General features: G+C 39.5%; 34 protein-coding genes. All 34 read left to right on the plus strand.

Features of this window, described 5'->3' with window-relative positions; translation table 11 throughout:
* Nucleotides 1–17: 17 nt before the first annotated feature.
* Entirely contained in the window at nt 18–167 is a 150-nt protein-coding gene (locus BHU72_RS04640) for an XtrA/YqaO family protein (protein WP_245671858.1), read from the plus strand.
* Nucleotides 164–976 (plus strand): putative phage abortive infection protein, encoded by an 813-nt coding sequence (locus BHU72_RS04645; RefSeq protein WP_069701468.1) that lies wholly within the window; start codon nt 164–166, stop codon nt 974–976. Before BHU72_RS04640 ends, BHU72_RS04645 begins: the two co-directional genes overlap by 4 nt.
* Before the next feature lie 251 nt (nt 977–1,227).
* Complete coding sequence (locus tag BHU72_RS04650; protein WP_069701469.1) at nt 1,228–1,620, plus strand: hypothetical protein; 393 nt, start codon at nt 1,228–1,230, stop codon at nt 1,618–1,620.
* 213 nt (nt 1,621–1,833) lie between these two features.
* A complete protein-coding gene (locus BHU72_RS04655) occupies nt 1,834–2,139 on the plus strand; it encodes a hypothetical protein (protein ID WP_141709248.1) in 306 nt (101 codons plus the stop codon).
* A 45-nt stretch (nt 2,140–2,184) separates the two neighbouring features.
* Nucleotides 2,185–3,048 carry a terminase small subunit gene (locus tag BHU72_RS04660; RefSeq protein WP_245671856.1) on the plus strand — a complete coding sequence of 288 codons (864 nt, stop codon included), beginning with the start codon at nt 2,185–2,187 and terminating at the stop codon, nt 3,046–3,048.
* Nucleotides 3,032–4,315, plus strand: coding sequence for a PBSX family phage terminase large subunit (locus BHU72_RS04665; protein ID WP_069701503.1), 1,284 nt, complete (start codon nt 3,032–3,034; stop codon nt 4,313–4,315). The genes BHU72_RS04660 and BHU72_RS04665 overlap by 17 nt, the downstream gene beginning before the upstream one ends.
* 14 nt (nt 4,316–4,329) lie before the next feature.
* On the plus strand, nt 4,330–5,727 hold the full coding sequence (locus BHU72_RS04670) for a phage portal protein (protein ID WP_245671857.1): 1,398 nt from the start codon (nt 4,330–4,332) through the stop codon (nt 5,725–5,727).
* On the plus strand, nt 5,705–6,616 hold the full coding sequence (locus BHU72_RS04675; RefSeq protein WP_069701472.1) for a phage head morphogenesis protein: 912 nt from the start codon (nt 5,705–5,707) through the stop codon (nt 6,614–6,616). The genes BHU72_RS04670 and BHU72_RS04675 overlap by 23 nt, the downstream gene beginning before the upstream one ends.
* Nucleotides 6,617–6,625: 9 nt before the next feature.
* On the plus strand, nt 6,626–6,835 hold the full coding sequence (locus tag BHU72_RS04680) for a hypothetical protein (RefSeq protein ID WP_069701473.1): 210 nt from the start codon (nt 6,626–6,628) through the stop codon (nt 6,833–6,835).
* Between the two features lie 154 nt (nt 6,836–6,989).
* Nucleotides 6,990–7,619, plus strand: a complete 630-nt coding sequence (locus tag BHU72_RS04685; protein WP_069701474.1) for a DUF4355 domain-containing protein — start codon at nt 6,990–6,992, stop codon at nt 7,617–7,619.
* A 22-nt stretch (nt 7,620–7,641) separates the two neighbouring features.
* The gene (locus tag BHU72_RS04690) at nt 7,642–8,583 is read left to right on the plus strand and encodes an SU10 major capsid protein (protein WP_069701475.1); all 942 of its coding nucleotides are present in this window, start codon (nt 7,642–7,644) and stop codon (nt 8,581–8,583) included.
* Nucleotides 8,584–8,651: 68 nt separating this feature from the next.
* Nucleotides 8,652–8,807, plus strand: a complete 156-nt coding sequence (locus tag BHU72_RS15775) for a hypothetical protein (RefSeq protein ID WP_176720399.1) — start codon at nt 8,652–8,654, stop codon at nt 8,805–8,807.
* Nucleotides 8,808–8,809: 2 nt separating this feature from the next.
* Nucleotides 8,810–9,133, plus strand: coding sequence for a Rho termination factor N-terminal domain-containing protein (locus BHU72_RS04695; protein ID WP_069701476.1), 324 nt, complete (start codon nt 8,810–8,812; stop codon nt 9,131–9,133).
* Nucleotides 9,111–9,452 (plus strand): head-tail connector protein, encoded by a 342-nt coding sequence (locus tag BHU72_RS04700; RefSeq protein WP_069701477.1) that lies wholly within the window; start codon nt 9,111–9,113, stop codon nt 9,450–9,452. Before BHU72_RS04695 ends, BHU72_RS04700 begins: the two co-directional genes overlap by 23 nt.
* Nucleotides 9,452–9,796: a phage head closure protein gene (locus BHU72_RS04705; protein ID WP_069701478.1), complete on the plus strand. Its 345-nt coding sequence runs from the start codon at nt 9,452–9,454 to the stop codon at nt 9,794–9,796. The genes BHU72_RS04700 and BHU72_RS04705 overlap by 1 nt, the downstream gene beginning before the upstream one ends.
* Nucleotides 9,774–10,097, plus strand: coding sequence for an HK97-gp10 family putative phage morphogenesis protein (locus tag BHU72_RS04710; RefSeq protein ID WP_069701479.1), 324 nt, complete (start codon nt 9,774–9,776; stop codon nt 10,095–10,097). Before BHU72_RS04705 ends, BHU72_RS04710 begins: the two co-directional genes overlap by 23 nt.
* A complete protein-coding gene (locus tag BHU72_RS04715) occupies nt 10,090–10,491 on the plus strand; it encodes a gp17 family tail completion protein (protein ID WP_069701480.1) in 402 nt (133 codons plus the stop codon). The genes BHU72_RS04710 and BHU72_RS04715 overlap by 8 nt, the downstream gene beginning before the upstream one ends.
* Complete coding sequence (locus BHU72_RS04720) at nt 10,481–11,311, plus strand: carboxypeptidase-like regulatory domain-containing protein (protein ID WP_069701481.1); 831 nt, start codon at nt 10,481–10,483, stop codon at nt 11,309–11,311. Before BHU72_RS04715 ends, BHU72_RS04720 begins: the two co-directional genes overlap by 11 nt.
* A 43-nt stretch (nt 11,312–11,354) precedes the next feature.
* On the plus strand, nt 11,355–11,702 hold the full coding sequence (locus tag BHU72_RS04725; RefSeq protein WP_069701482.1) for a hypothetical protein: 348 nt from the start codon (nt 11,355–11,357) through the stop codon (nt 11,700–11,702).
* A 47-nt stretch (nt 11,703–11,749) separates the two neighbouring features.
* Nucleotides 11,750–11,995: a hypothetical protein gene (locus BHU72_RS04730; RefSeq protein ID WP_141709249.1), complete on the plus strand. Its 246-nt coding sequence runs from the start codon at nt 11,750–11,752 to the stop codon at nt 11,993–11,995.
* 34 nt (nt 11,996–12,029) lie between these two features.
* Complete coding sequence (locus BHU72_RS04735; protein WP_069701484.1) at nt 12,030–13,751, plus strand: phage tail protein; 1,722 nt, start codon at nt 12,030–12,032, stop codon at nt 13,749–13,751.
* 6 nt (nt 13,752–13,757) lie between these two features.
* Nucleotides 13,758–14,633: a phage tail family protein gene (locus BHU72_RS04740; protein WP_069701485.1), complete on the plus strand. Its 876-nt coding sequence runs from the start codon at nt 13,758–13,760 to the stop codon at nt 14,631–14,633.
* Nucleotides 14,634–14,754: 121 nt separating this feature from the next.
* Nucleotides 14,755–15,729 carry a hypothetical protein gene (locus tag BHU72_RS04745; protein WP_069701486.1) on the plus strand — a complete coding sequence of 325 codons (975 nt, stop codon included), beginning with the start codon at nt 14,755–14,757 and terminating at the stop codon, nt 15,727–15,729.
* The gene (locus BHU72_RS04750; protein WP_069701487.1) at nt 15,730–16,650 is read left to right on the plus strand and encodes a hypothetical protein; all 921 of its coding nucleotides are present in this window, start codon (nt 15,730–15,732) and stop codon (nt 16,648–16,650) included.
* Between the two features lie 18 nt (nt 16,651–16,668).
* Nucleotides 16,669–16,974, plus strand: a complete 306-nt coding sequence (locus BHU72_RS04755) for a hypothetical protein (protein WP_069701488.1) — start codon at nt 16,669–16,671, stop codon at nt 16,972–16,974.
* Entirely contained in the window at nt 16,974–17,243 is a 270-nt protein-coding gene (locus BHU72_RS04760) for a hypothetical protein (RefSeq protein WP_069701489.1), read from the plus strand. The genes BHU72_RS04755 and BHU72_RS04760 overlap by 1 nt, the downstream gene beginning before the upstream one ends.
* A 20-nt stretch (nt 17,244–17,263) precedes the next feature.
* Entirely contained in the window at nt 17,264–18,352 is a 1,089-nt protein-coding gene (locus BHU72_RS04765; protein ID WP_495657302.1) for a siphovirus ReqiPepy6 Gp37-like family protein, read from the plus strand.
* Between the two features lie 35 nt (nt 18,353–18,387).
* Nucleotides 18,388–18,669, plus strand: a complete 282-nt coding sequence (locus BHU72_RS04770; protein WP_069701491.1) for a hypothetical protein — start codon at nt 18,388–18,390, stop codon at nt 18,667–18,669.
* Nucleotides 18,670–18,682: 13 nt separating this feature from the next.
* Nucleotides 18,683–18,865 carry a hypothetical protein gene (locus BHU72_RS04775; RefSeq protein ID WP_069701492.1) on the plus strand — a complete coding sequence of 61 codons (183 nt, stop codon included), beginning with the start codon at nt 18,683–18,685 and terminating at the stop codon, nt 18,863–18,865.
* 10 nt (nt 18,866–18,875) lie between these two features.
* Complete coding sequence (locus BHU72_RS16375; protein ID WP_069701493.1) at nt 18,876–20,192, plus strand: N-acetylmuramoyl-L-alanine amidase; 1,317 nt, start codon at nt 18,876–18,878, stop codon at nt 20,190–20,192.
* 135 nt (nt 20,193–20,327) lie between these two features.
* Entirely contained in the window at nt 20,328–20,465 is a 138-nt protein-coding gene (locus tag BHU72_RS15780; RefSeq protein WP_176720391.1) for a hypothetical protein, read from the plus strand.
* Nucleotides 20,466–20,524: 59 nt separating this feature from the next.
* A complete protein-coding gene (locus tag BHU72_RS15785) occupies nt 20,525–20,689 on the plus strand; it encodes a hypothetical protein (protein ID WP_176720400.1) in 165 nt (54 codons plus the stop codon).
* A gap of 1 nt (nt 20,690) precedes the next feature.
* Nucleotides 20,691–20,927 carry a MerR family transcriptional regulator gene (locus tag BHU72_RS04785; protein ID WP_069701494.1) on the plus strand — a complete coding sequence of 79 codons (237 nt, stop codon included), beginning with the start codon at nt 20,691–20,693 and terminating at the stop codon, nt 20,925–20,927.
* A gap of 3 nt (nt 20,928–20,930) precedes the next feature.
* Nucleotides 20,931–21,083, plus strand: a complete 153-nt coding sequence (locus BHU72_RS15790; RefSeq protein WP_176720401.1) for a hypothetical protein — start codon at nt 20,931–20,933, stop codon at nt 21,081–21,083.
* Nucleotides 21,084–21,144: the final 61 nt, after the last annotated feature.

Consider the following 21,144-nt stretch of genomic DNA (forward strand, 5'->3'; position numbering starts at 1 on the left):
TGAATGTTTTGGAAGAAATGTGTAGAAATGCATCGAAACCCTGTGCTATCATAATCTCAAATGGACAAGCGAAGATTACCGAGTTGCCAGACTTTGGGGAGACTGTAATTGTTACTCATCAGGCGAAGGTGAAACGCGTAAAGTTTGATGAGGGGGAAGAGTTTTGAAAGCATATCATATTCCTATTTTATTCGGAATAGTTTTTGCTGGAGCAGCATTTGTAGTTCCTTTTCATGCAGAAACTATAGCCAACTATTTTATAACAGAAGAAAATAAATTATTATTACCAGACTTGGCTACATTCTTAGGTGGTATTATGACACCTCTACTAAGTACTGCAAGTTTCTTATTACTCTTTGCAGCAATTTTAATGCAAAGAGAAGAACTTGAGTTACAAAGAAATGAGCTTGCTAGCACCAGAGAAGTTTTTAAAGAACAACATAATACACAAGAATATCAGAGGTTTGAAAATACATTTTTTCATATGGTGGAACTTTATAGAGAAATAGTCTATAACATGAACGTGATAGGCAGAGTAGGTAGAGATTGCTTTGAAGGATTTCGTATCGAATATACAAGTATTTACTATGGGAAGAAAAACCCTCCAGGAAATATAGCTCCTTCTGAACTTGATAAAACATACGATTTACCAAAAGAGTATGTATATCTTGAGTTAGCATATAAAGAATTTTACGATAAACGTCAGCCTCATATAAGCCATTATTTTAGGGTTTTATATAGAACCATAAAAATTGTTGATGATGCTGATTTTCTAACACATGAAGATAAAAATAATTACATAGGTATTTTAAAAGACCAGTTATCATCAGATGAGCTAGTTTTGTTATTTTATGAAGGACTTTTTGGGTACAGTTTCTTTCGTCCATTAATAAGCAAGTACGATATTTTACATGGTATTGATAGTAAGTTATTAGTTCGCGAGGAAAATAAAACAATGTATGATGATAGAAAATAATTAAGTCCCACCAGTTATCTGGAGGACACTGATTAGCTTAACTGCTAGTTGGTGTCCTTTTTATTTTACCTCGTTATGTCATTGCAACCGTTCTACAATTTTATACGATTTTTTGCAACCAAGGGAGAATTGATTAACGTGAAAATAACAGTTCCAAATAACCATTGTAATCGATGCGTGTGGCTGATATATAAGCAACTATGTCCGTTCAATAGATGTGTAAAACGATATGGATTCAAGGGGTGATTAGGGTGAATATCCTTTCTACATATAACGATACTCTAACAGAAATTCAGATGATAGACCTTCGTATTAAGTCTCTTGAAATGGAGCATGAGATACTATGGAAGGAAGTAAATCGGAAGCCTACGAGTATTATGGAACGAGCATTAAATAGAATGGCTGCAATCTGCAATGAGGTTGAATCATTGGCACTAATCCAGAAAGAGAAACAAAAGGCTCTCGATGAAATGGATAAGAAGATTGATGAATTCCAATCGATTTATTATAAGGTGGCTTACATGCGTGATGTTAAAGGATTGTCGCTTGTATCAATCGGTCTAGAGCTGGGATATTCGTATGAATACATCAGGAAAATTAGCATGAAGGTACCACGGACAAGAAGAGTAAAAGCACTATTATAAAGTGGGAACAAAAATGGAACAATTTTCTTGATATTCCTGTGATATAGTGTAAGCTAGGAGGCAGGTCGGAGCGGACTTGACCTTACTATTATTTTTACATTTTGTGCAGGGCTGCCAATGGCAGTCTTTTTGTTTGTCGGTATTTGTCGAACGATTGTTAAAAGGAATTTGCCTTCTCTTGTAGAAATTGGAAGAAAGAGAGGGGTGATAAAAATGCCGATTAAAGTATCAGATGCGAATTTCTCTAATATTATTGAGATTTGGGGTCATGGGCCCAATACTATTGAAGTACACACTGGAGATGGAAGACAGGTTAAAATAACTGCTGCACATAATATAAGAAGTGGAGCAACTCCTAATTACTATGCTCACTACGAAGAAATACAAGAAATAAAAATTGATAAAAAGACTCTCAAGGTATGGGTTGCTGCCGATTATCCTTGGCAAGTTGGAGAAACAGTTGAGGGCTGTTTACGAGGGGCTTTAGTTTGGGTCGATAGAGATCCACAGAATACTTAATTCTGTTTTTGTAAAATAATCTTAACGGGTGGTGGGGTGATTGTATTGAGCGATAACAGAATAAATGCCGAGATAGATTATATGGCAGGAATGAAGTATAAGGATATCGCTGAAAAATACGGAGTCACCTTGAACACCGTAAAGAGCTGGAAAAAACGTTATGAATGGAATAGAGAGGGTGCACACAAAAACAAAAGGGTGCACACAAAAAAAGAGGTTCAACCACGAAAGATAATTGAACAAGAAATATCCAAACTGGAAGATGCTGGTCTCACTGAGAAACAGCGTCTTTTTTGTTTGTATTATATTAAGTCTTTCAATGCAACGATGGCTGCTATTAAAGCTGGGTATTCGAAAGATACAGCTCACGTTATTGGTCATGAAAACTTAAGGAAACCTAAAATAGCAAATGAAATACGCAGGCTTAAAGGAACCATGCATCAAGATATATTTGTAGATGCAATGGATGTGCTGAATAAATACATAAAGATTGCCTTTGCAGATATAACTGATTATGTAGACTTCGGAAGGAAGAAAGAAATCGTTAAGGAAGAAGTAGGAACTAATAACGAAGGTGAGCCAATACTTGAAGAGAAAGAATATGAATACAATTACGTACACTTCAAAAATGCCGTTGATGTAGATGGTACTGTCATCAGTGAGGTTAAACAAGGCAAAGATGGTGTATCCATCAGACTAGCCGATAAGATGAAGGCCCTTGAAAAGCTGGAGAAATACTTCGACCTAATTCCTGATACATGGAAGCGTAAAATTGAGGAAGAAAAACTTGCTATGCAAAAACGGAAGATTGAGGAACCGGATGAGGGAGATACGGAAGATGATGGTTTTATTGATGCCCTAAACGCTCAGGCAAGTGAGGTATGGAACGATGATGATCAAGAAGATTAAGCAAGCCATATTCAAGTTCCTGCCATTCTCAAAGAAACAAAAGAAAATCCTCAATTGGTGGATGCCTGCATCTCCTGTTAACGACAAAGAAGGTATCATTGCCGATGGTGCAATCAGATCAGGCAAAACACTTTCTATGTCACTATCTTATGTCATGTGGGCAATGGAATCATTTGAACAACAAAACTTCGGCATGTGCGGAAAGACAATAGGTTCATTCCGTCGAAACGTACTCTTTTGGCTTAAGCTCATGCTCAAGTCAAGAGGTTACAAAGTTAAAGACCACCGCGCAGATAACTTAGTCATTATATCTCGTAAGGGCAAGACAAACTATTTCTATATATTCGGAGGTAAAGACGAACGATCGCAAGACCTGATCCAAGGTATCACTTTGGCAGGAGTGTTCTTTGATGAAGTTGCGCTTATGCCTGAGTCATTCGTCAGCCAAGCGACTGGTCGTTGCTCTGTGGATGGCTCAAAGTATTGGTTTAACTGTAATCCAGAGGGACCGTATCACTGGTTCAAGGTGAATTGGATTGATAAAGCTAGGGAAAAGAAACTCATTTATCTTCATTTTACGATGGATGATAACCTTTCACTAACTGAGCGCATCAAAGATCGTTATCGGCGCATGTACTCAGGAGTATTCTTTAAGCGGTACATACTTGGCTTATGGGTAATGGCCCAAGGAATCATTTATGATATGTTCGATGAAGAACGTCATAAAGTGCCAACAGAGGAAAGGGAATACACGCAATACTATGTATCGATTGACTACGGGACGTATAACGCAGCATCATTTGGACTGTGGGGATTATCTAAGAATACTTGGTATAAAGTAAAAGAGTATTACTATGATGGGCGCAAAACAGGCTCACAGAAAACGGATGAAGAATATTATGAGGACTTGGTTGAGTTTATCAATGAACTGCCAGTAAAAGCGATTATTATTGACCCTTCTGCAGCAAGTTTTATTGCAACTATCCGCAAGAAGGGCAAATACACTGTAACGAAAGCCAAGAATGATGTAATTGAGGGTATTCGTAACATGGCGACTGCCTTATCTAATGACATGATCAAATTTAATGACTGCTGCACGAACTCATTCCGTGAGTTCTTTTCTTATGTTTGGGATGAAAAAGCAGCAGAACGTGGTGAGGATAAGCCAGTAAAGGCTAATGATCATTCGAAAGATGAAGAAAGATACTTTGTTAACACAATTCTATTTAATAAGCCTAAGTTAAAGGCAGTAAAGTCATTATATTAGTGGGTGGTGAACCGATGAACGCAATGGAAGAAGCTTTGCAATATCTGATTAAGACCAACGGTAATGTTACGAGTCAGATCATTAAGGACTTGATAGATTCTCATGCTCCAGAACGTACTAGAATGAAATCTCTTTATGAGCGATACAAGTCATCAAAGAGTGGAGTACCTATCTTTGCTCGTATGTTTGAGGACACTAACAAAATCAATCGTAAAATCAATAATGATTTCTTTGGTGAGATTGTTGACACAAAAACAGGTTACTTCATGGGGCATCCGGTGTCTTATATGTATGACACTGGCAATGAGAAAGCGAAAGAATCAAAGGAACAAGAAATAATCAAATTGTTCAATACCATAAATAACATAGATGACCAGGACGCAGAGACAGCTAAGATGATGGCTATTTGTGGTCTTGGAGTTCGAATGTTATATGTTGATCGTGATGGCAAAGAAAGAGCCATGAACGTCAATCCTTGGGAGTCCATTTTTATTTATGACCGGTCCATTGATGAACCACAATACGCAATGAGATATTATCCGATGTATATCGAGGGTAAAGAGTTCACTCGCGTTGAATGGTACGATGATAAAGTCATTACTTACTACATTCAACTGGAGAATGGCGAATACGCACTAGACGATACGGAGCCAGTGAATCCACAACCACATTTATTCAGCTATATTCCGTTGATTCCTTTCATCAATAACGAGGAACTACAGGGCGATGCTGAGAAGGTCTTAGAGCTGATAGATGCATACGACCGAGCAATCAGTGATGTTAATAGCGAGATTGAACAGTTCCGCTTGGCTTATATGATATTCTACGGTATCGAGGTTGATGAAGAAACGGTTGAGAGAGCGAAAAGAACTGGTGCATTTGGTATTCCAGACGGGGCCGAGAATGGCAAGGCTGAATTCCTAACTAAGAGCATCAATGACTCCGTTATAGAAAACCATTTAAACAGGATTGAGGACAATATCTTGCGCTTTGCCAAGACAGTGAATTTTGCTGATGATACATTTGGCAGTGCTTCGGGAATAGCGCTTAAGTTTAAGCTTCTAGCGCTCGAAAACAAGTGCATCACAGCAGAGCGTAAGTTTACATCAGGCTTAAGGCGACAAATGCAGATACTTGGCAGCGCATGGCAAACCAAGGGCATTCCATTCGATTATTCAAAGTGTTGGTTTGGTTTTAAGCGGAATCTGCCTATAGATATATTAAGTGAGGCTGACAGCACAACGAAACTTCGTGGCCATGTATCAGAAAAGACCAGGTTATCACTATTGTCATTTATTGATGATGTGGACTGGGAGATTAAGCAGATGCAGGAAGAATCCGAGGGTAGCATTAATCTAGAAGATGAAGATATCAATAAGGATGATGAAAATGAGTCTGACGAAGATATTTAGTCAAGCAGATAAGCATCTGGAGAAAATGACTGTAAAAACAGAAAAAGAAATCATCAAAGCATATTCCGAATCTTTAAAGAGTATCAGAGCGCAGTTGGCAGATGTATTCGCTAGATTCGGTACAGATGATAGTTTAGACTATTCCGTCATGCAGAAATATAATAGACTTGCCCACCTAGAACAAGAAATCATATCTGAATTGCGCTCGCTAACTGGCAAGAACGCGAAATCACTCACAACAAGCTTATTTGATATGTTTGAAGAATCCTATCTATACACGGTCTACGCGGTAGAATCCGAAGCACAAATCAAGCTTGGTATGAACCGAATCAATCGTAAGATTATTGAGAAGGCAATACAGAATCCTATTACTGGCCTAACGTTGAATGATAGATTGAAAAAAAATAGGAATGATGTGATAATCAATATAAGGCAGCAGATTACACAAGGTTTAATCCAAGGTGAATCCTATCAGAAGATGGCTCGCAGAATTAAAAGTACTCTTGAGGGTGATGTCAAGAAAGCTATGAGAGTGGTTCAGACCGAAGCGCACAGGGTTCAGCAACAAGGCCGATTAGATCCGTTGGATAAGTTTGAGGAAAAGGGCATTAAACTAGCAAAGGTTTGGGTTGCTACTCTCGATGATCGTACTAGAGACAGTCACCAAGATTTAGATGGACAACATGCGGACAAAGACGGATTCTTTGAGCTCAATGGGATGACTGCAGAGGCCCCGGGGATGTTTGGTGTAGCCGAGGAAGATATCAATTGTCGATGTACCTTCCGAATTGAAATACTAGATTATGCTCCCGAGGTCCGCAGGGCACGCAATCAGGGTATTATACCTTACACTACATATAGGGATTGGAAAGAGAACCGAGTAGCATAAAGTGGGGAGTTGATAGTTTTCGATACTATTAAAATTGATTTAAAAGATATTGGTCTACCAAGGCAGTGTTTAGAGATGGTTGCTAGAATCTATAATCATCCGAACACGAACAATCACACTAAGGACTACATAAGATTCGAACTCCAATCAATGCTAGGCAGAGATTACGATATAAAAGGTTTTCTTGATGATCCACAATTTAAGATAAAAAATAAATGAGCATCCAAATGGGTGCTTTTTTGTTTGGGGGTGGTGCTACATGGCAACGTGTAGCGATTAAATCATTACAAACGTCATTACTCAAATCATTACAAATAAAATTGCACTCACTGGCTAGAACGGATGAGGGCACAATAACAGGAGGTAAATATTTATGGACTTACAAGCAGTGCAACAATTTATCGAGCAGAACAAAGATAATCCAGAAGTACAAGGCTATGTCGGGGGTTTTGTCACACCTGATAGAGTGCAGAAATACATCGATTCAGAAGATGGCAAGAAGATCATCCAACCGAAACTGGACAGCTACTTTACCAAAGGTCTTGAGACTTGGAAGGAAAAGAGCTTGCCGAAGGTATTGGAAGAGGAAATCTCCAAGAGATTCCCAGCTGAAACTCCAGAGCAAAAGCAATTGAGAGAGCTTCATGACAAGCTTAATAAGCTAGAGCAGGAGAAGACTAGGGAAAGTCTTAAGAATGTCGCTATTACTCAAGCGACACAGAAGGGCCTACCAGTTAACTTAGTTGACTTCTTCATTGGTCAAGACCAGGACTCAACGGTCACTAACCTTGCTAAATTAGAAGAGACTTGGCAAAAAGCATTGCAGGATGCTGTGGAAGCGAAGTTCAAGGACAATGGTAGAACTCCACCACGAAATACTAGTGGAACTCCAACTGAGATTGAACAGTTAGAGAAGGACTACCAAGAAGCCTTGAAAACTCGCAATGTGCCACTGCAAATCGCTTTAAAGAACAAGATTATTGCAGTAAAAAATCAAAAATAAGAATATTGGAGGAATGTAAAATATGTCTAATGTAAATGGAACAGGAACAGTATGGAATTTACCAAATTACGCAGGGGAGGTTTTTACTGCTGATGCAGAGAACACTCCTTTTTTAGCGGCCATTGGCGGTCTAACTGGTGGAGGACTTCAAACGCAAAACTTTGAATTTCCGACATCAAGCTTATACAGCTACCCAGAAGCAGCACAACCGGCAATTACAGAAACTGCATCTTTAACTGCACCAACTGCAGTTAGCTACACACGTAGTCAAGACAAGAACGTAACGCAAATTTTTCATGAGAAGGTTTCTATTTCTTATGCAAAAATGTCTAACGGTGCTCGTCTGAGTGGTATCAATTCTGCCGGGGCATCTAACAATGTCGTATCAGAGAAAGACTTCCAAATTGCTCGCGCACTAGGTAAGATTGCACGTGATGCTGAGTATACATTCTTGAATGGTACGTATCAGATTTCTACAGGTTCAGGGGTGGCCAACAAGACCCGTGGTATGTATGCGAATGCTGGGGTCGGCATTGATGCACTTGGGGCTGTGTTAAGCAAGCCATTGTTACAGCAGTTGTTCCGAGAAATGTATGCCAGTGGAGCAGCGTTCTCTAACTTAGTGTTAGTTATGAATGCTTTCAACAAGCAAGTGATTAGCGAGATCTATGGATATGCTCCTGAGGACCGTAATGTCGGTGGAGTAAACATTCAGCAGATTGAGACTGACTTTGGGAACATCGGTATCATGTTGAATCGTTTCAACCCAACTACATCAATCTTGGCTGCTGAAATGTCTGTTGTTGGTCCTGTATTCCAGCCAGTTCCTGAAAAGGGCAATTTGTTCTACGAGGAGTTGTCTAAGACGGGTGCTGCTGAAGAGGGGCAAATCTTTGGTCAGATGGGATTAGATCATGGCCCTGCGTTCATGCATGGGAAGATTACTAATCTAGATGTTGAATAGTAATTAGATCTATTGAGGGGTACCGAGTGCCCCTCTTAAATTTATTAACTTTAGGAGTGATGATTGCTATGGCATTTACAGTTAACGACATCAAGCAAAAAGAAGGAATTCAGCCAGCTGTCAAGGAGATCTTAATTGCATTGATTGAGCAAAATGTAGAGCTTCAAGAAAACATTACAGCTTTAGAAGCAAGAGTTGAAGACTTAGAAAGCGAAGGTGACTAATAATGATAACATTCTATGGCACGGGCCTTGTTTGGGACAAGGAAAATAACAAGCTGCTCTGCAAGTTTGTTGACGGGAAGTTTGAAACGAACGATCAGCGCACTGCTAACATTCTGATTAACGCTGGATACGAGTTTGAAGGGGAGATTGAGGATGAAGCCCAAGACAGCACTGGACAAGCGACTGATCTGGAACAGAAGACAGCAGCAGAACTCAAAGTAATCGCCGAAGAAAAAGGCATAGATATTCCAGCACGGACGAAAAAGGAAGACATTATTGCACTAATAAGAGCTGGTGAGCAGGATGCCGATAACGACACTCAATAAAGTAAAAACAATATTGACTCTAGACGATTCAAAGGATGCCCTAATCGAAGAATTAATTCCCTTGGTGGAAGATGATTACGAGCAAATCAGGAATAAACCTTTTGAGGAAGATTCTGAGGGAAACACAGTGTATCCTCTGGGCGCTGAACTCACGGCAATCGATATGATTGGTTACAAACTTGCCAGTGATTATAGGAGCCACGGTATACAGTCAGAGTCACTCTCTAGACACTCCGTAACCTATGATACTACGAATATGCTTGGTGGATATCCACGCTCTATCACAGGTCGTATCAAGAGATATGTGAGGTTCGTGTGATGAGGGCAATTGAGCGATATTACAAGCCTGGTATCAAAGTACAAAGGTCTATTAGTGTCAAGAATGGTATAGGTGGTCATACGGAGCAGTGGAATGAGCATCTAAACATATCAGGCCTTATTGATGCTGTGAGTGGTGACAAGAGCATATCGGCAGCTAAAGAGACGGAACGTGTTACGCATATTCTTTTCTGTGCTGTGAATGACATTCAGAGCAGTGATAGGATTGTGGACCAGCTGGGCAATATCTATCGCATTAAGCTAGTTGATAATCCTATGCAAATGAATAGCCATATGGAAATCTTATTGGAGATGGTTGGTCATGATCAAGTTTCAGAGCAATAAGAAGAAGGTCTTAGAGGCAATGAAGGATGCGGAGAACAGGGCGCTTAATGGCATTGGTGCGTTCGTACAAGGCGAGGCAATAGTAAGAACTCCTGTTGATACGGGAAATCTTAGAAGCTCAATCGACTTCGTTACGAATCAAAATGAAAAGTCAGTAACGGTCGGAACCAACGTAGAGTATGCGCCTTACGTAGAAAAAGGAACTCGCAAACAAAGAGGTCAGGCATTTCTTGCTCCTGCAGTAGAGACAAATATTAGGCGAATTGGCGAACTTGCAAGGGAGCTGATGAAGATTGATTAGTTTATTACTTTATGTCACTGCCTTGCTAGAAAAGAAAGCAGACAGGGTATATCAAGAGATTGCACCTGAGAAGGACCCAATCACCAATAAGAAGCCTGAATTTCCGTATGTAGTCTATAACTTTCCACCATCAAGTTCACCAGTTCCAGATCGAGATGATAAAATTCTTGAAATCGATGTATGGGATAACATTCCTGACACTACAAGGCTTGAACAACTGACTGATAGTATTGATAAATCACTGAACAAGTTAAGACACTTGGAAGGTGATTTTTTTGTTATCTTTCAGAGGTTAAGTAAAGGTAGTATTCCAGACCCTGACCCAAAGATTAGGAGAAGGCAGATAAGATATTTATTAAAAACTTACGATAGGAGGCTAGATAATGACATTTAGAAAAACAGGATATACAAAGAACACTCCAAAGCGTTACTGGGTTGATGCTGGAGCCGTTTATCTGAACTTAGTCCTTGACCCTACGGATGGGAGCATGGTATCAGGCGAATTGCTTGGGGCTACTTCCGGGGGAAACCAGTTACAGATTACACAGGAAAAAAGGGATATTCCAGTAGATGGTGTCAAGGGTGTTCCGAAAGGTAATACAATAATCACAAAAGAAGAGCCAATACTTACGGTGAATCTTAAGGAAATCACTGCAAGAAATCTAACGTTAGCTCTAGCTGGTGGTAAGATTGAGGATGCCAATGCCTACTACGATAAGATTACGACCAAAGGACGAATTGAGCTGAGTGATTACAAGGAAAATATTGCTCTTGTAGGTCGTCAATCCGGCACAGGTAAGCCAATCATTGTTATTATCAAGAATGTAATTTCCATGGAGGGAATCAATACAAACCTAGAAGAAAATAATGAAGCGGTTATTCCAATTCAATTTAAGGGCCACTATGATGAGGATATTATTGAACTTGGAGAAGGTCCTTTTGAAATTTATTGGCCTAAGGAAGAAGGCGAATTGATTGGTGTCGTATCCGATAGCCAAGGTCCTGTAATTGGTGCTACTGTAACATTAACTGTGGCCAGTGATACTTTTTCTGATACTACGGATGCCGATGGTAAGTATCTAATTGTAGGAATTCCGAGAGGAACTTATAGCGTTACTACAACTAAGACTGGTTATACAACAAGTACTCAACCAAATGTTGTAATAGCTGCCAATACAGAAAACGAGTTGAATATTACATTAACTGTACAATAAGGGGGCTTACGATAGCCCTCTTTTTTGATGGGAGGATATTAACGTGGATTATAAAATACGCAATCTGAAGAATTCAGATGTTTTCAAAATGTCAAAGATCCTTAAAGCTATGAATCTAAAGCTGGATGCTAAACAATTCATGGAAAAATTTAGCGAGAAGGATATCGCGGAAAAGCAGATGCAGTTTGGTCTTGAAATGATTAAGACTGCACTCGAAAACCTGCATCTAGCAGAAAACGAGGTCAATGAGTTTCTAGGCGGCCTTATTGGAATTACAGGTGAAGAGTTTGCTGAACTGGATATTGAAGTAGGTATGCAAGTCACAGCACAATTTAAGGAGCTTAAGGGAATCAAAGCTTTTTTTCAATTAGTGTCCAAATCGATGAAATAGAGATTATCGATACTCTTCTTAGTCGATATGGATCCGTTGATTACGTGTTGAATCAAGACATAGATTTTCTGATTGATTTAATGTGTAAGATTCGAGAAAAAGAAACGAATCAAAGGCTGTGGGAGCAGTGGCTTACATTGTACCCAAACATGGATGAGAAGTCATTTGTACCCTTTGAGAAATTTAAAAAGCAAGCACTTGAGGAAAAGCCAAAGGAAGTTAAGAAATCCGATGATGCAATCATTCAAGATGCTGAATCAATATTGAGAGTCAAAAAGCCTAAGAAAAAGTAGGCTTTATTTTATTTGAGAAAGGCAGGTGAGAAGAATGGAAATATTTCGTTTGTTTGGGTCCATATTCATTAAGAGTGATGAGGCAGAAAAGAGCTTAGACAATATTGATAAAAAAGCTGAATCAACAGGTAGCAAGTTTAGTGGAATGATTGGTACTGCTGCTAAGTGGGGGGCTGTTTTGGGTGGTGCTGCACTAACCGGTGGTGCAGCAATGTTAGCTTTAGCAAATCAAACATCACAGACAGCAGACGAAATCGACAAGATGAGTATTCGTACTGGATTATCGATGAATAGACTCCAGGAACTAAAGTATGTAACTGGCCAAGTTGGAGTTGCTTTTGACAGTGTTCAGACATCTGTGAATAAGACTCAAATGATTATGAACCAAGCGATTGATGGAAGTGAAAAAGCTGCTCAAACATTTAAACAGATGAATGTGGAGTTAAAAAATCAAGATGGATCGTTGAGAAGTGCGTCCGATGTATGGGAAGATTCAATTCGTTTTTTATCAAGCATGGAAAGCGAAGCCGAGAGAAATGCGCTGGCTTTCGATTTGTTTGGTAAGAGTGCAAGTGAACTCATACCGTTGTTTGATGCTGGTGTTGATGGTATGGCAGACTTATCAAATCAAGCACATAATTTAGGTCTTGTAATGTCAGATGATGCTATAGCAGCTAACGTTAAGTTCGCAGATACGATGGATTCAGTGAAGAAAGCTGCTGGGGCAGTGTTCATGAATATTGCGAATGCAGGTCTGCCGATATTACAAAAGTTTTTGGAATGGGTTCTTGATGCAATGCCCTATATTCAACAAGTCATGACTGTAGCTTTTGATGCAATTAATGGTGCGATTAGCCGCATGATTGAATGGCTCGATTGGGCGAAAAATGCATTCTTCGGCTTTTCAGATGATACAGATAGTACGTTTAGCAAGATAAAGGAAGTAATTTTCAACGCAATAAATATAGTATCTTCATTCATTCAAGAGCGTTTAACCTGGTTAACGGAATTCTGGGAGGAAAACGGGGAAACGATTCGAGCAGCGACTGAGAATGTATTCAATTTTATTAAGGCAATTGTCGAGTTTGTAATGCCATTTATTCAGAATTACATCAAGGCTGTATGGACCATTATCACTGCAATCTTTGACTATGCAATCAAGCAAATACTGAACATTATCAAGCTGTTTGCTGCTATTTTTACTGGTGATTGGCAACTTATGACGGATACGCTCAAGGATATGTGGCAGAACCTTTGGGATTTAATCGCTAAGATTATAGAAGCTGCATGGACGTTGATCAGAAGAAACCTCGGTATCTTGTATACGAATATCAGAGATTGGTTCACTGGATTAGTTGCTGATGCTTTTAACTGGGGAAGGAACATGATCTCAGGGTTTATCGATGGCATTATGTCGATGATTGGTGCAGTTAGAAGTGCAGTAAGTAGTGTCATGGACTCTGTATCAGGATTCCTTGGATTTAATAGCCCTGCCAAAGAAGGTCCGGGTAGGCATATTGAGACTTGGGGAGAAAACATGGTTGCAGGATTTATTGATGGTATCAATAATGCAATTCCAAGGCTTGAAAATATACTTCCTGAATTGGTGACTGCAACTGCAGGTAATGCTGGAATGACGAATCAGAGTTTTGCGCAGACGGTCAACATATATTCTCCTGATCCTTTGACTCCTAGCGAAATTGCGCGGAGAACGAGACAGGCAAATAGGGAACTAGCATTGGAATGGGGGCGTTAATTTACGATGGAAAGATTAGTTTATACGAATGCTAACGGGCAGAGCATAACGATTGGACCCACAGCGCCTTTTATTTTGCAAAATCTCAAGGGTGTGGGTGATTTATCATTTGAGATACAAACGGATAAGGCACCGTATCAGGACGGTCTCACGTATCTTGACTCTGTTGCTGACAAGCGAGATATTTCATTTCAGATAGCATTACTAGCTGATAATCAAAATGACATCTATGAGTACAAACGGATGCTATCATCGATATTTAATCCTAAGCTAAAAAAGGGCACATTGCGGTACATTAACAGCCATATAGAAAAGGAAATTGAGGTATATCTTGAAGCAGGGCCAAGATTTCCTATTGGTGATGGGAATAAGAGTTTTGGTTTTCAAAATGTCTTAATAAACATGGTTGCAGTAGAACCGTTCTGGTTGGATATCTTTAAAACAACAGAACTGTTAGCAGCGATTATCCCACGTTTTCGATTTCAATTAAACATTCTTCCGGAAGGAATTGAATTCGGCTCTTATTCTAGTGGAATTGTAGATATAGAGAACGTTGGGGACGTTGCTACACCTGTGAAGATCGAATTCTTTGGACCTGTCGTAGATCCACGAATAACAAACGAAACGACTGGGCAATTTATCGAACTCATTACTCCACTCTTAGAGGGTGAGAAGATGACCATCACAACTGCTTTTGGCAATAAGAGAGCGGAGATTACAAAAGTAGATGGAACGATTCAAAATGCTTTTCAATATATCAATTTGAATTCGACCTTTTTTCAGCTAGAAAGAGGGACTAATACTATACGTTTTACTGCATCTGCTGGGAGTGAGGATGCAGAGATTACTATCACATATCGAAATCGGTATGTAGGGATTTAGGGGGTGCCAATGATGTTAACAAAGACGGAAATCAAATCACCAAGTTCATTAACAGCTTCAAAAGTAGCGAAAAAAATCAGAAAAGCAAATAAAAGGTTAGCTTCGAAGTGGAGGTAATGACATGGCTGAATTCAGTTCGTTTTTTAATAGCATGGCAGGTGATAGATTATATTCGGCATCGAAGTTTGCCGAGTATTTTGCTAGTTTTCTGACGGATGGAGTGTTTAACGGTGGAGAATCGCTCCAAGTCTATGCCAACGATTCAGACTACTTTTTACGCGTCAAAGTCGGTAAAGGCTGGATTCAAGGCTACTACTACAATCTATCAGACAGCGAGAAGATATTAACCCCTGCAACAGCTCATGCAACGAATCCTAGAATTGATAGAGTAGTACTGAAGCTAGACATATCACAAGGTGTCAGGAGTATACAAGCAGTAATAAAACAGGGGACCCCTGCAAGTGAACCAGAAGCACCAGTTTTAGAACGCGACCTAACCGGTTCCGGAATATACGAGTTATCACTTGCGCAGGTCTTAATTCCAGCAGGGGCGACAATCATTCCAGCCGCAAACGTCACAGATGAGAGACTAGATAATAATTTATGCGGTCTAGTAAACTCTCTCATTCAAGCAGACACAACTAATATATTCAATCAGTTCCAAGCATTTTTGAACGACACTATTACAGATTGGGATACTTGGTTTACTGCTACTCAGTCAGCTTGGAATAATTGGTTTGGTGATACAGACTTAGCTTGGGATAACTGGTTTGATGATGTCAAAGAGGATTATGAAGCATGGTATGCGGGAATCAAATCTAGTATTTTTGATGCTGTATATTTCCAGTTCGAAAACTGGCGGTATAGAGCAGGGCACACATACAAGATATTATTCGACACGCCGACCACAGGCGACATAAAAGAAGAAATAAGGAACACAATCAGCAATGATTTAATAGCTAGTAAAGTTACGGAGTTTGACACGCCGTCAATAGGTCAGATTCAAGAAACTTTGCACGTGGTAGAGGATAATGCCACAGTTACAAAAGTAACTACATTTGAAGTAGATGGAAGCATTACGGAGGTGATTTCTTAAATGAGTTGGGGAGAGATAAAAAAAGCAGTAAATAGTGATTTGAATGAACCTTTGAATTATCTCCAGTGGTTAAGCGATTTATCAATAATGGGGAAATTTGGTCACACATGGTATGATGCTCAAAAAATGATTTCGCTAGCAACTAAAAGCCCAAGTGCAAGGCTATCAAGAGCCGCAATACCATTTTTACTTGAGTATATAATACAAGGTGGTGCTCATGTTGGAACTTATTTTAAGCAATTAACGGGTTCAACGAGCTCGGTATTTGACAATCTTTCAACAATAAGCGATGTTGCTAGTAACGCAGACGCTATGACTATAATTGCAAATAGTAATACAGCTATGAAAGCTATTGTTGAAAATAGTTTATCCGCTTCAATCGCCGTTGCAAGCAATGGCGTCTCAATAGGTATAATTTCAAACGTAGAGTCTGCAATGACAACATTGGTTAAATCACCACAGGCCATGGGTGTATGCCTTAACTCAATTAGTACTATGCAGATGTTCTTTAATAAATTAATGCCTATTAGAAAAATGTTTCCTTTCATTGTTAACAATTCATTTTTTACTGTCGCTACTTCTGCTGGAATTGGGTACATAGAGTATTCAAGAACGGGTGCCAATTTTGACCACTCGTATCAGTCAGTGCCGATTGACTTCTCTTTAGTTGGTACCTCAAAAGTGGATTGGCAATTAACTGGGAGTTCAAGCATATTCGGAGCGATCGCATCAATAACTACAGGTCCTTCGACTATCAATAGAGCTGCTTGGAACGGTACTAACGAATCTTGGAAAGACAGAAGGGTTGACACGATTGGGTCTACAGGTAATTCTGTGTCTCCTATTGATTTCAGATTTAGGCAAACAGAGGTAAACTCATTCATCTTAAAAGTAAGGTTCTTTAACTTATGGGGTGAGTAAAAAAGGAGGTTATTTTAATTGATACCTTTATATGACAAAATAGTAGACTGGTCACAGAAGAGATTTCAAACTAGTTCGCCAACCGGAACCCATCATGCAAACACGTATCTCGATATACAAGGCAGTGGGTATCTAGTCTGCATACATAGAAATGGTACAAACGTTGCTATATCTTTGCAAATTGATGGTGGTGCAATTTACAATATAAGCTCTGGCCAAGATAATACAGTAAATCTTTTTCCGATTAGATTTAATACAAGCCTTGTTATAAAAACAAATACTACTGTTGATGGCAACAATTTTGCATGGGTGGTGTTGGACTAATGGAGCGAATGCTAAGAGAATACGAAGAAAACGGAATACAAATGCAGGAGTTTGAAGTCACAACAGATAGTGGGAAAACACACGTTGTTAGGAAACCAGTCCCACAGGAGCCAACATTTGAGCAATTACTTGAAGTCTTAAAACAAGAATATTTAAAACTAATTCGCGATGCAAAAGACCTTGGTGATGAAGAAGATGTGCTAAGGATACAAACTGAATATAGAACGAAGAAACAAGAGTTAGAGGCTGAACAGATAGAAGGTGAATAACCCTGAAAGCAATAAGAGTAATAGACCAATCATTTAAATTGCTAGCAGAAATCGAGGACTACACATCATATATGGTCACGCGCAGATGGAGTCGAGCAGGAGAATTCCAGCTGGTAATTAACTTCAACAAAAATAATGTTGATGTATTGCAAAAGGGTAACATCATATTCGCTGGAACGGACTTTGGTAAAGCAGGAATCATACAGCATGTGCAATATAGCTTATCGCCAAAAGGCAAAGCTGGCGAGGTAGTAGTAGTGCGTGGTTTTACTTTGCAAGGGTTAGCACATCGCAGGGTAGTGATTCCAAATGTAGGACAGGAAAGCATTTTATTTGCGAATCAGCCATACGAAAGCATCTTCAAGGGTTTGCTCAATACGCAAATAGTCAATCCTGCAAATAGCAACAGACAGATTCCTTGGGTAGCACTAGCAACTAACCAACTAAGAGGCGATTCCATCAGCTTTAGTTCTCGGTATCGTGATTTATCCGATGAGCTAGAAAAGCTATCATTGCTATCTGGTATGGGATGGGAATTTACATTAGACTTCACCGAGAAAAAAGCCATATTCGACGTATATGAGGGGATTGATCGCACAGTTGGCAGCGGCAATCCTCATTGTATTTTTAGTACTGAGTTTGACAACATGAAAGCCCAATCATTTGTAGATAGCGAGTTTAACTATGCGAATGTTGCAATCGTTGCAGGGCAGGGCGAAGGGATAAGCAGAGAAATCACATTTGTAGGCGCTGGAACAGGAACAGATCGTTATGAGACGTTTGTTGATGCTCGTGATCTTGAAGATAACTCTAAGCTACCACAACGAGGGCAGGAAAGATTGAATGAGTTGAGTGGTGAGTTAACCCTTGAGGGCGAAGTCATTACAAAATCAAACGTGGAATATGAAAAAGATTACGACCTAGGTGATATCGTAACTGTCCGCAATGCAAAGTGGGGCGTTACACTTAACAGCCGTATAACTGAAGCTATTGAGATATATGAAAAAGATGGTTTTAAGTTAGATTTGACGTTTGGTAGCATAAGACCAACTTTTACGGATGCGGTAAGGAAAACATTACTAGGGTTGAATGGAGCTACTTATATCTAAGTGGCTCTTTAATTTTGTATGAAAGAAGGTGGCATATGGAACCATGCAAAATGGATGACCGAATGAAATCATTAGAAAAGCGAATGGAAAAAGCAGAAGAAAAACTAACCAGAATCAACGATAGTGTGTCTGAAATAAAAGCAATCAACAAGCAATACGAAGAAAGATTTAAAGCCATGTATGACATTTTAGAAAAGCTTGATAAGAACATAGAGAGAATCACAGGCATGATAGATCGAGCGAAATGGTGGCTGATTACTGGCATTCTAGGACCAGTAACTTTAGCAGCTTTATTTGCAGCACTCAAATTTCTATAAGGGGGAATTTAATATGTCAAAGATTAAATCACGTAAGTTTTGGATGGCTGTTGTATCAGGGGCACTGGTTGTGGCGAACGAGGGTTTAGGACTTGATTTGCCAATAGAAGCTGTGATGACTGTCGCAGCTGTAGCGATTGGGTATATTTTAGGACAAGGGTACGTGGACGGCAAAGAACAAGAAAACATGTACTAGGAGTGATTTCATGCTTACATATAAACATAAATCAGCTACAGTATTCGAGTTTAACCCAGATGCAAACGAATCCCAGATAGTCCATGCCAAGAATGGCAGAATACCGATGCATCAATTTAATCACAACTGGTTTACAAGCCGTGGGCAACGAGTAGCCTGCAAGATCAATGCAGGTTTTTTTAATACCAGTGATTTGAAGAATACTCATATTGGACTTGTTTGTACAGATGGTGGATTTGAAGAAGGATGGCCGACATCAGCTTATGAGTGTTGGCTAGATAAAAGCAACATCATGCATGTTGAAAATATTCGCGATCATCCTGATAATAGGGGAAGTATTCGCGGTCGTTTCAAGTGGGCAATCACATTAGGCTACTCTCTTGTTTTAAATGGGAAAAAGGATATAAGAGGACAAACTGGGTTTCCAACGGGTAAAACATGGCGTACTCTATGGGGACAGAAGGCAGATAAAACAATTGTACTTGTCATAGCTGACAATATCGATGCTAATGAGTCTGCTGATTTAATGCTGGAACTTGGATGCGTCAGAGCGATATCTGCCGATGGGGGTGGAAGTTCGCAAATGGAGATAGATGGTCAAGTTATTCGGGAGACTACAAGGCCATTGGGGACCATGCTCTTGGTATTTGCAAAGCCTGGTGAAAAAGTGGCCAAAGTTCAAAAAAAAAGTAGTAATGAGATTGTTAAAGACTTCATCCCTGTAGGTCGTAAGAACAGACCAGGATTAGCAATGACACCACGATTCATCACAATCCACGACACTGGTAATACTGGCACAGGTGCAGATGCTAAGGCTCATGCTACGTACCTGAATCATCCAAATACAGGTGTATCATGGCACTATACGACTGACAGCAATCAGATTATTCAGCATTTACCGACTAACGAGAACGGCTGGCATGCAGGGGATGGTTATAGTGGGACAGGTAATAGGCAATCTATCGGCATAGAGAAGTGCATCAATCGTGATGGAGACTTTAATGCCACAGTGCAAATCACACAATGGCTTGTAGCTAATTTGATGAAGGAGCACAACATACCTATTGAAAACGTGGTTCAACATAATAGATGGAGTGGTAAGAACTGCCCTCAGACCCTTAGAAGTCAACAAAATGGATGGACGAATTTCATTAAAGGTGTTATAGAAAAATATAACGAGCTGTTTTCTACTTCTAAGCCTGATCTATATCGTGTCAGAGTTGCAGGAAAGCAAATCGGCGCTTATAGAGAGCAGCAAAGTATTGTTAATGAAGTAATTAAAGCATTAAATTCTAATGAAAAACTAATTGAAATTGAAAAGGTTTAGAATCTAGCTCTGCCATTCGGCAGGGCTTTTTTTGTTGTATAAAAATAGAAAAATATCCAATTATTTATATATAATCTATTGACGTACAACAATAGATATAGTATAATTAAGTTATCAGAAGGGAGGTGAAAGGAAGTGGAAGAACGAACAATTCTAGTGATACTTGGGATAATCGCCGCAATATTAACCATCATAGAGAAAATCCTAAATATCCTAGAAAAAACAAAAGCCCATCATCGCAACACACCTACCAAGCGTAAGAAGCGAAGATGAGCCGAAGGGGAGGGAAACCTCCCCAACTACTAAATATAGTATACACCACTTCCTTTTAAATGAAAAATATATTTAAGTCTGGAATATTCTTTTGGGTGTTCTTAGGTCTGTATCTAATCGTTAGAGAATGGCCAACGGGCAACACAATGCAAACCGTACTCGATGTATTGGTTGTCATTGTTATCTTATTGACGATCTTACAGATGGTCATGAAGGAGAAATAGCATGAGCGAGAAAAGTCTTAGAGAACGTGTAGCAGAAAACATCGTCAACTCAACAGAAGCAGCAGAGATTTTAGGAGTTACCCGCAGCCGAGTGAATCAGATGGTCGAACAAGGAAAGATCATACCCTTGCGAGAGTTTTCAAAAGACAAGGTATTCTGGAAACCAGACATCGTAGAACTTGCTCCAGAGCTTGAAAAGTTACGTAAAAAGTACAGACCATATGAACAGGGGGAGTAATTGTTGAGCATTAACAAAACAAGAGGATTTCTTTATTGGCTTGCAAAATTGTTAGGGGATATAAACGCAGTTAAAAAGGGTACCGTCGGCAAACGGATTGCAAGACGTGCAGCAGGGAAAGTAACTGGTAAGGGGTTAGGAAAACTATTCAAATAATATTTAAGGCCTAGATGAAATTTTCTAGGCTATTTTTCATACCTTGAAGCATATTGGGTGG

The sequence above is a fragment of the Desulfuribacillus stibiiarsenatis genome, from assembly GCF_001742305.1.
Lineage (GTDB): Bacteria > Bacillota > Bacilli > Desulfuribacillales > Desulfuribacillaceae > Desulfuribacillus_A > Desulfuribacillus_A stibiiarsenatis.

What these genes read in the sequence shown, in the direction of transcription:
- BHU72_RS04640 (WP_245671858.1), top strand. Translation starts at nt 18, where the DNA reads ATGTGTAGAAATGCATCGAAACCCTGTGCTATCATAATCTCAAATGGA.
- BHU72_RS04655 (WP_141709248.1), top strand. Translation starts at nt 1,834, where the DNA reads ATGCCGATTAAAGTATCAGATGCGAATTTCTCTAATATTATTGAGATT.
- BHU72_RS04665 (WP_069701503.1), top strand. Translation starts at nt 3,032, where the DNA reads ATGATCAAGAAGATTAAGCAAGCCATATTCAAGTTCCTGCCATTCTCA.
- BHU72_RS04670 (WP_245671857.1), top strand. Translation starts at nt 4,330, where the DNA reads ATGAACGCAATGGAAGAAGCTTTGCAATATCTGATTAAGACCAACGGT.
- BHU72_RS04675 (WP_069701472.1), top strand. Translation starts at nt 5,705, where the DNA reads ATGAGTCTGACGAAGATATTTAGTCAAGCAGATAAGCATCTGGAGAAA.
- BHU72_RS04685 (WP_069701474.1), top strand. Translation starts at nt 6,990, where the DNA reads ATGGACTTACAAGCAGTGCAACAATTTATCGAGCAGAACAAAGATAAT.
- BHU72_RS04690 (WP_069701475.1), top strand. Translation starts at nt 7,642, where the DNA reads ATGTCTAATGTAAATGGAACAGGAACAGTATGGAATTTACCAAATTAC.
- BHU72_RS15775 (WP_176720399.1), top strand. Translation starts at nt 8,652, where the DNA reads ATGGCATTTACAGTTAACGACATCAAGCAAAAAGAAGGAATTCAGCCA.
- BHU72_RS04695 (WP_069701476.1), top strand. Translation starts at nt 8,810, where the DNA reads ATGATAACATTCTATGGCACGGGCCTTGTTTGGGACAAGGAAAATAAC.
- BHU72_RS04700 (WP_069701477.1), top strand. Translation starts at nt 9,111, where the DNA reads ATGCCGATAACGACACTCAATAAAGTAAAAACAATATTGACTCTAGAC.
- BHU72_RS04705 (WP_069701478.1), top strand. Translation starts at nt 9,452, where the DNA reads ATGAGGGCAATTGAGCGATATTACAAGCCTGGTATCAAAGTACAAAGG.
- BHU72_RS04710 (WP_069701479.1), top strand. Translation starts at nt 9,774, where the DNA reads ATGATCAAGTTTCAGAGCAATAAGAAGAAGGTCTTAGAGGCAATGAAG.
- BHU72_RS04720 (WP_069701481.1), top strand. Translation starts at nt 10,481, where the DNA reads ATGACATTTAGAAAAACAGGATATACAAAGAACACTCCAAAGCGTTAC.
- BHU72_RS04735 (WP_069701484.1), top strand. Translation starts at nt 12,030, where the DNA reads ATGGAAATATTTCGTTTGTTTGGGTCCATATTCATTAAGAGTGATGAG.
- BHU72_RS04740 (WP_069701485.1), top strand. Translation starts at nt 13,758, where the DNA reads ATGGAAAGATTAGTTTATACGAATGCTAACGGGCAGAGCATAACGATT.
- BHU72_RS04745 (WP_069701486.1), top strand. Translation starts at nt 14,755, where the DNA reads ATGGCTGAATTCAGTTCGTTTTTTAATAGCATGGCAGGTGATAGATTA.
- BHU72_RS04750 (WP_069701487.1), top strand. Translation starts at nt 15,730, where the DNA reads ATGAGTTGGGGAGAGATAAAAAAAGCAGTAAATAGTGATTTGAATGAA.
- BHU72_RS04760 (WP_069701489.1), top strand. Translation starts at nt 16,974, where the DNA reads ATGGAGCGAATGCTAAGAGAATACGAAGAAAACGGAATACAAATGCAG.
- BHU72_RS04770 (WP_069701491.1), top strand. Translation starts at nt 18,388, where the DNA reads ATGGAACCATGCAAAATGGATGACCGAATGAAATCATTAGAAAAGCGA.
- BHU72_RS04775 (WP_069701492.1), top strand. Translation starts at nt 18,683, where the DNA reads ATGTCAAAGATTAAATCACGTAAGTTTTGGATGGCTGTTGTATCAGGG.
- BHU72_RS16375 (WP_069701493.1), top strand. Translation starts at nt 18,876, where the DNA reads ATGCTTACATATAAACATAAATCAGCTACAGTATTCGAGTTTAACCCA.
- BHU72_RS15785 (WP_176720400.1), top strand. Translation starts at nt 20,525, where the DNA reads ATGAAAAATATATTTAAGTCTGGAATATTCTTTTGGGTGTTCTTAGGT.
- BHU72_RS04785 (WP_069701494.1), top strand. Translation starts at nt 20,691, where the DNA reads ATGAGCGAGAAAAGTCTTAGAGAACGTGTAGCAGAAAACATCGTCAAC.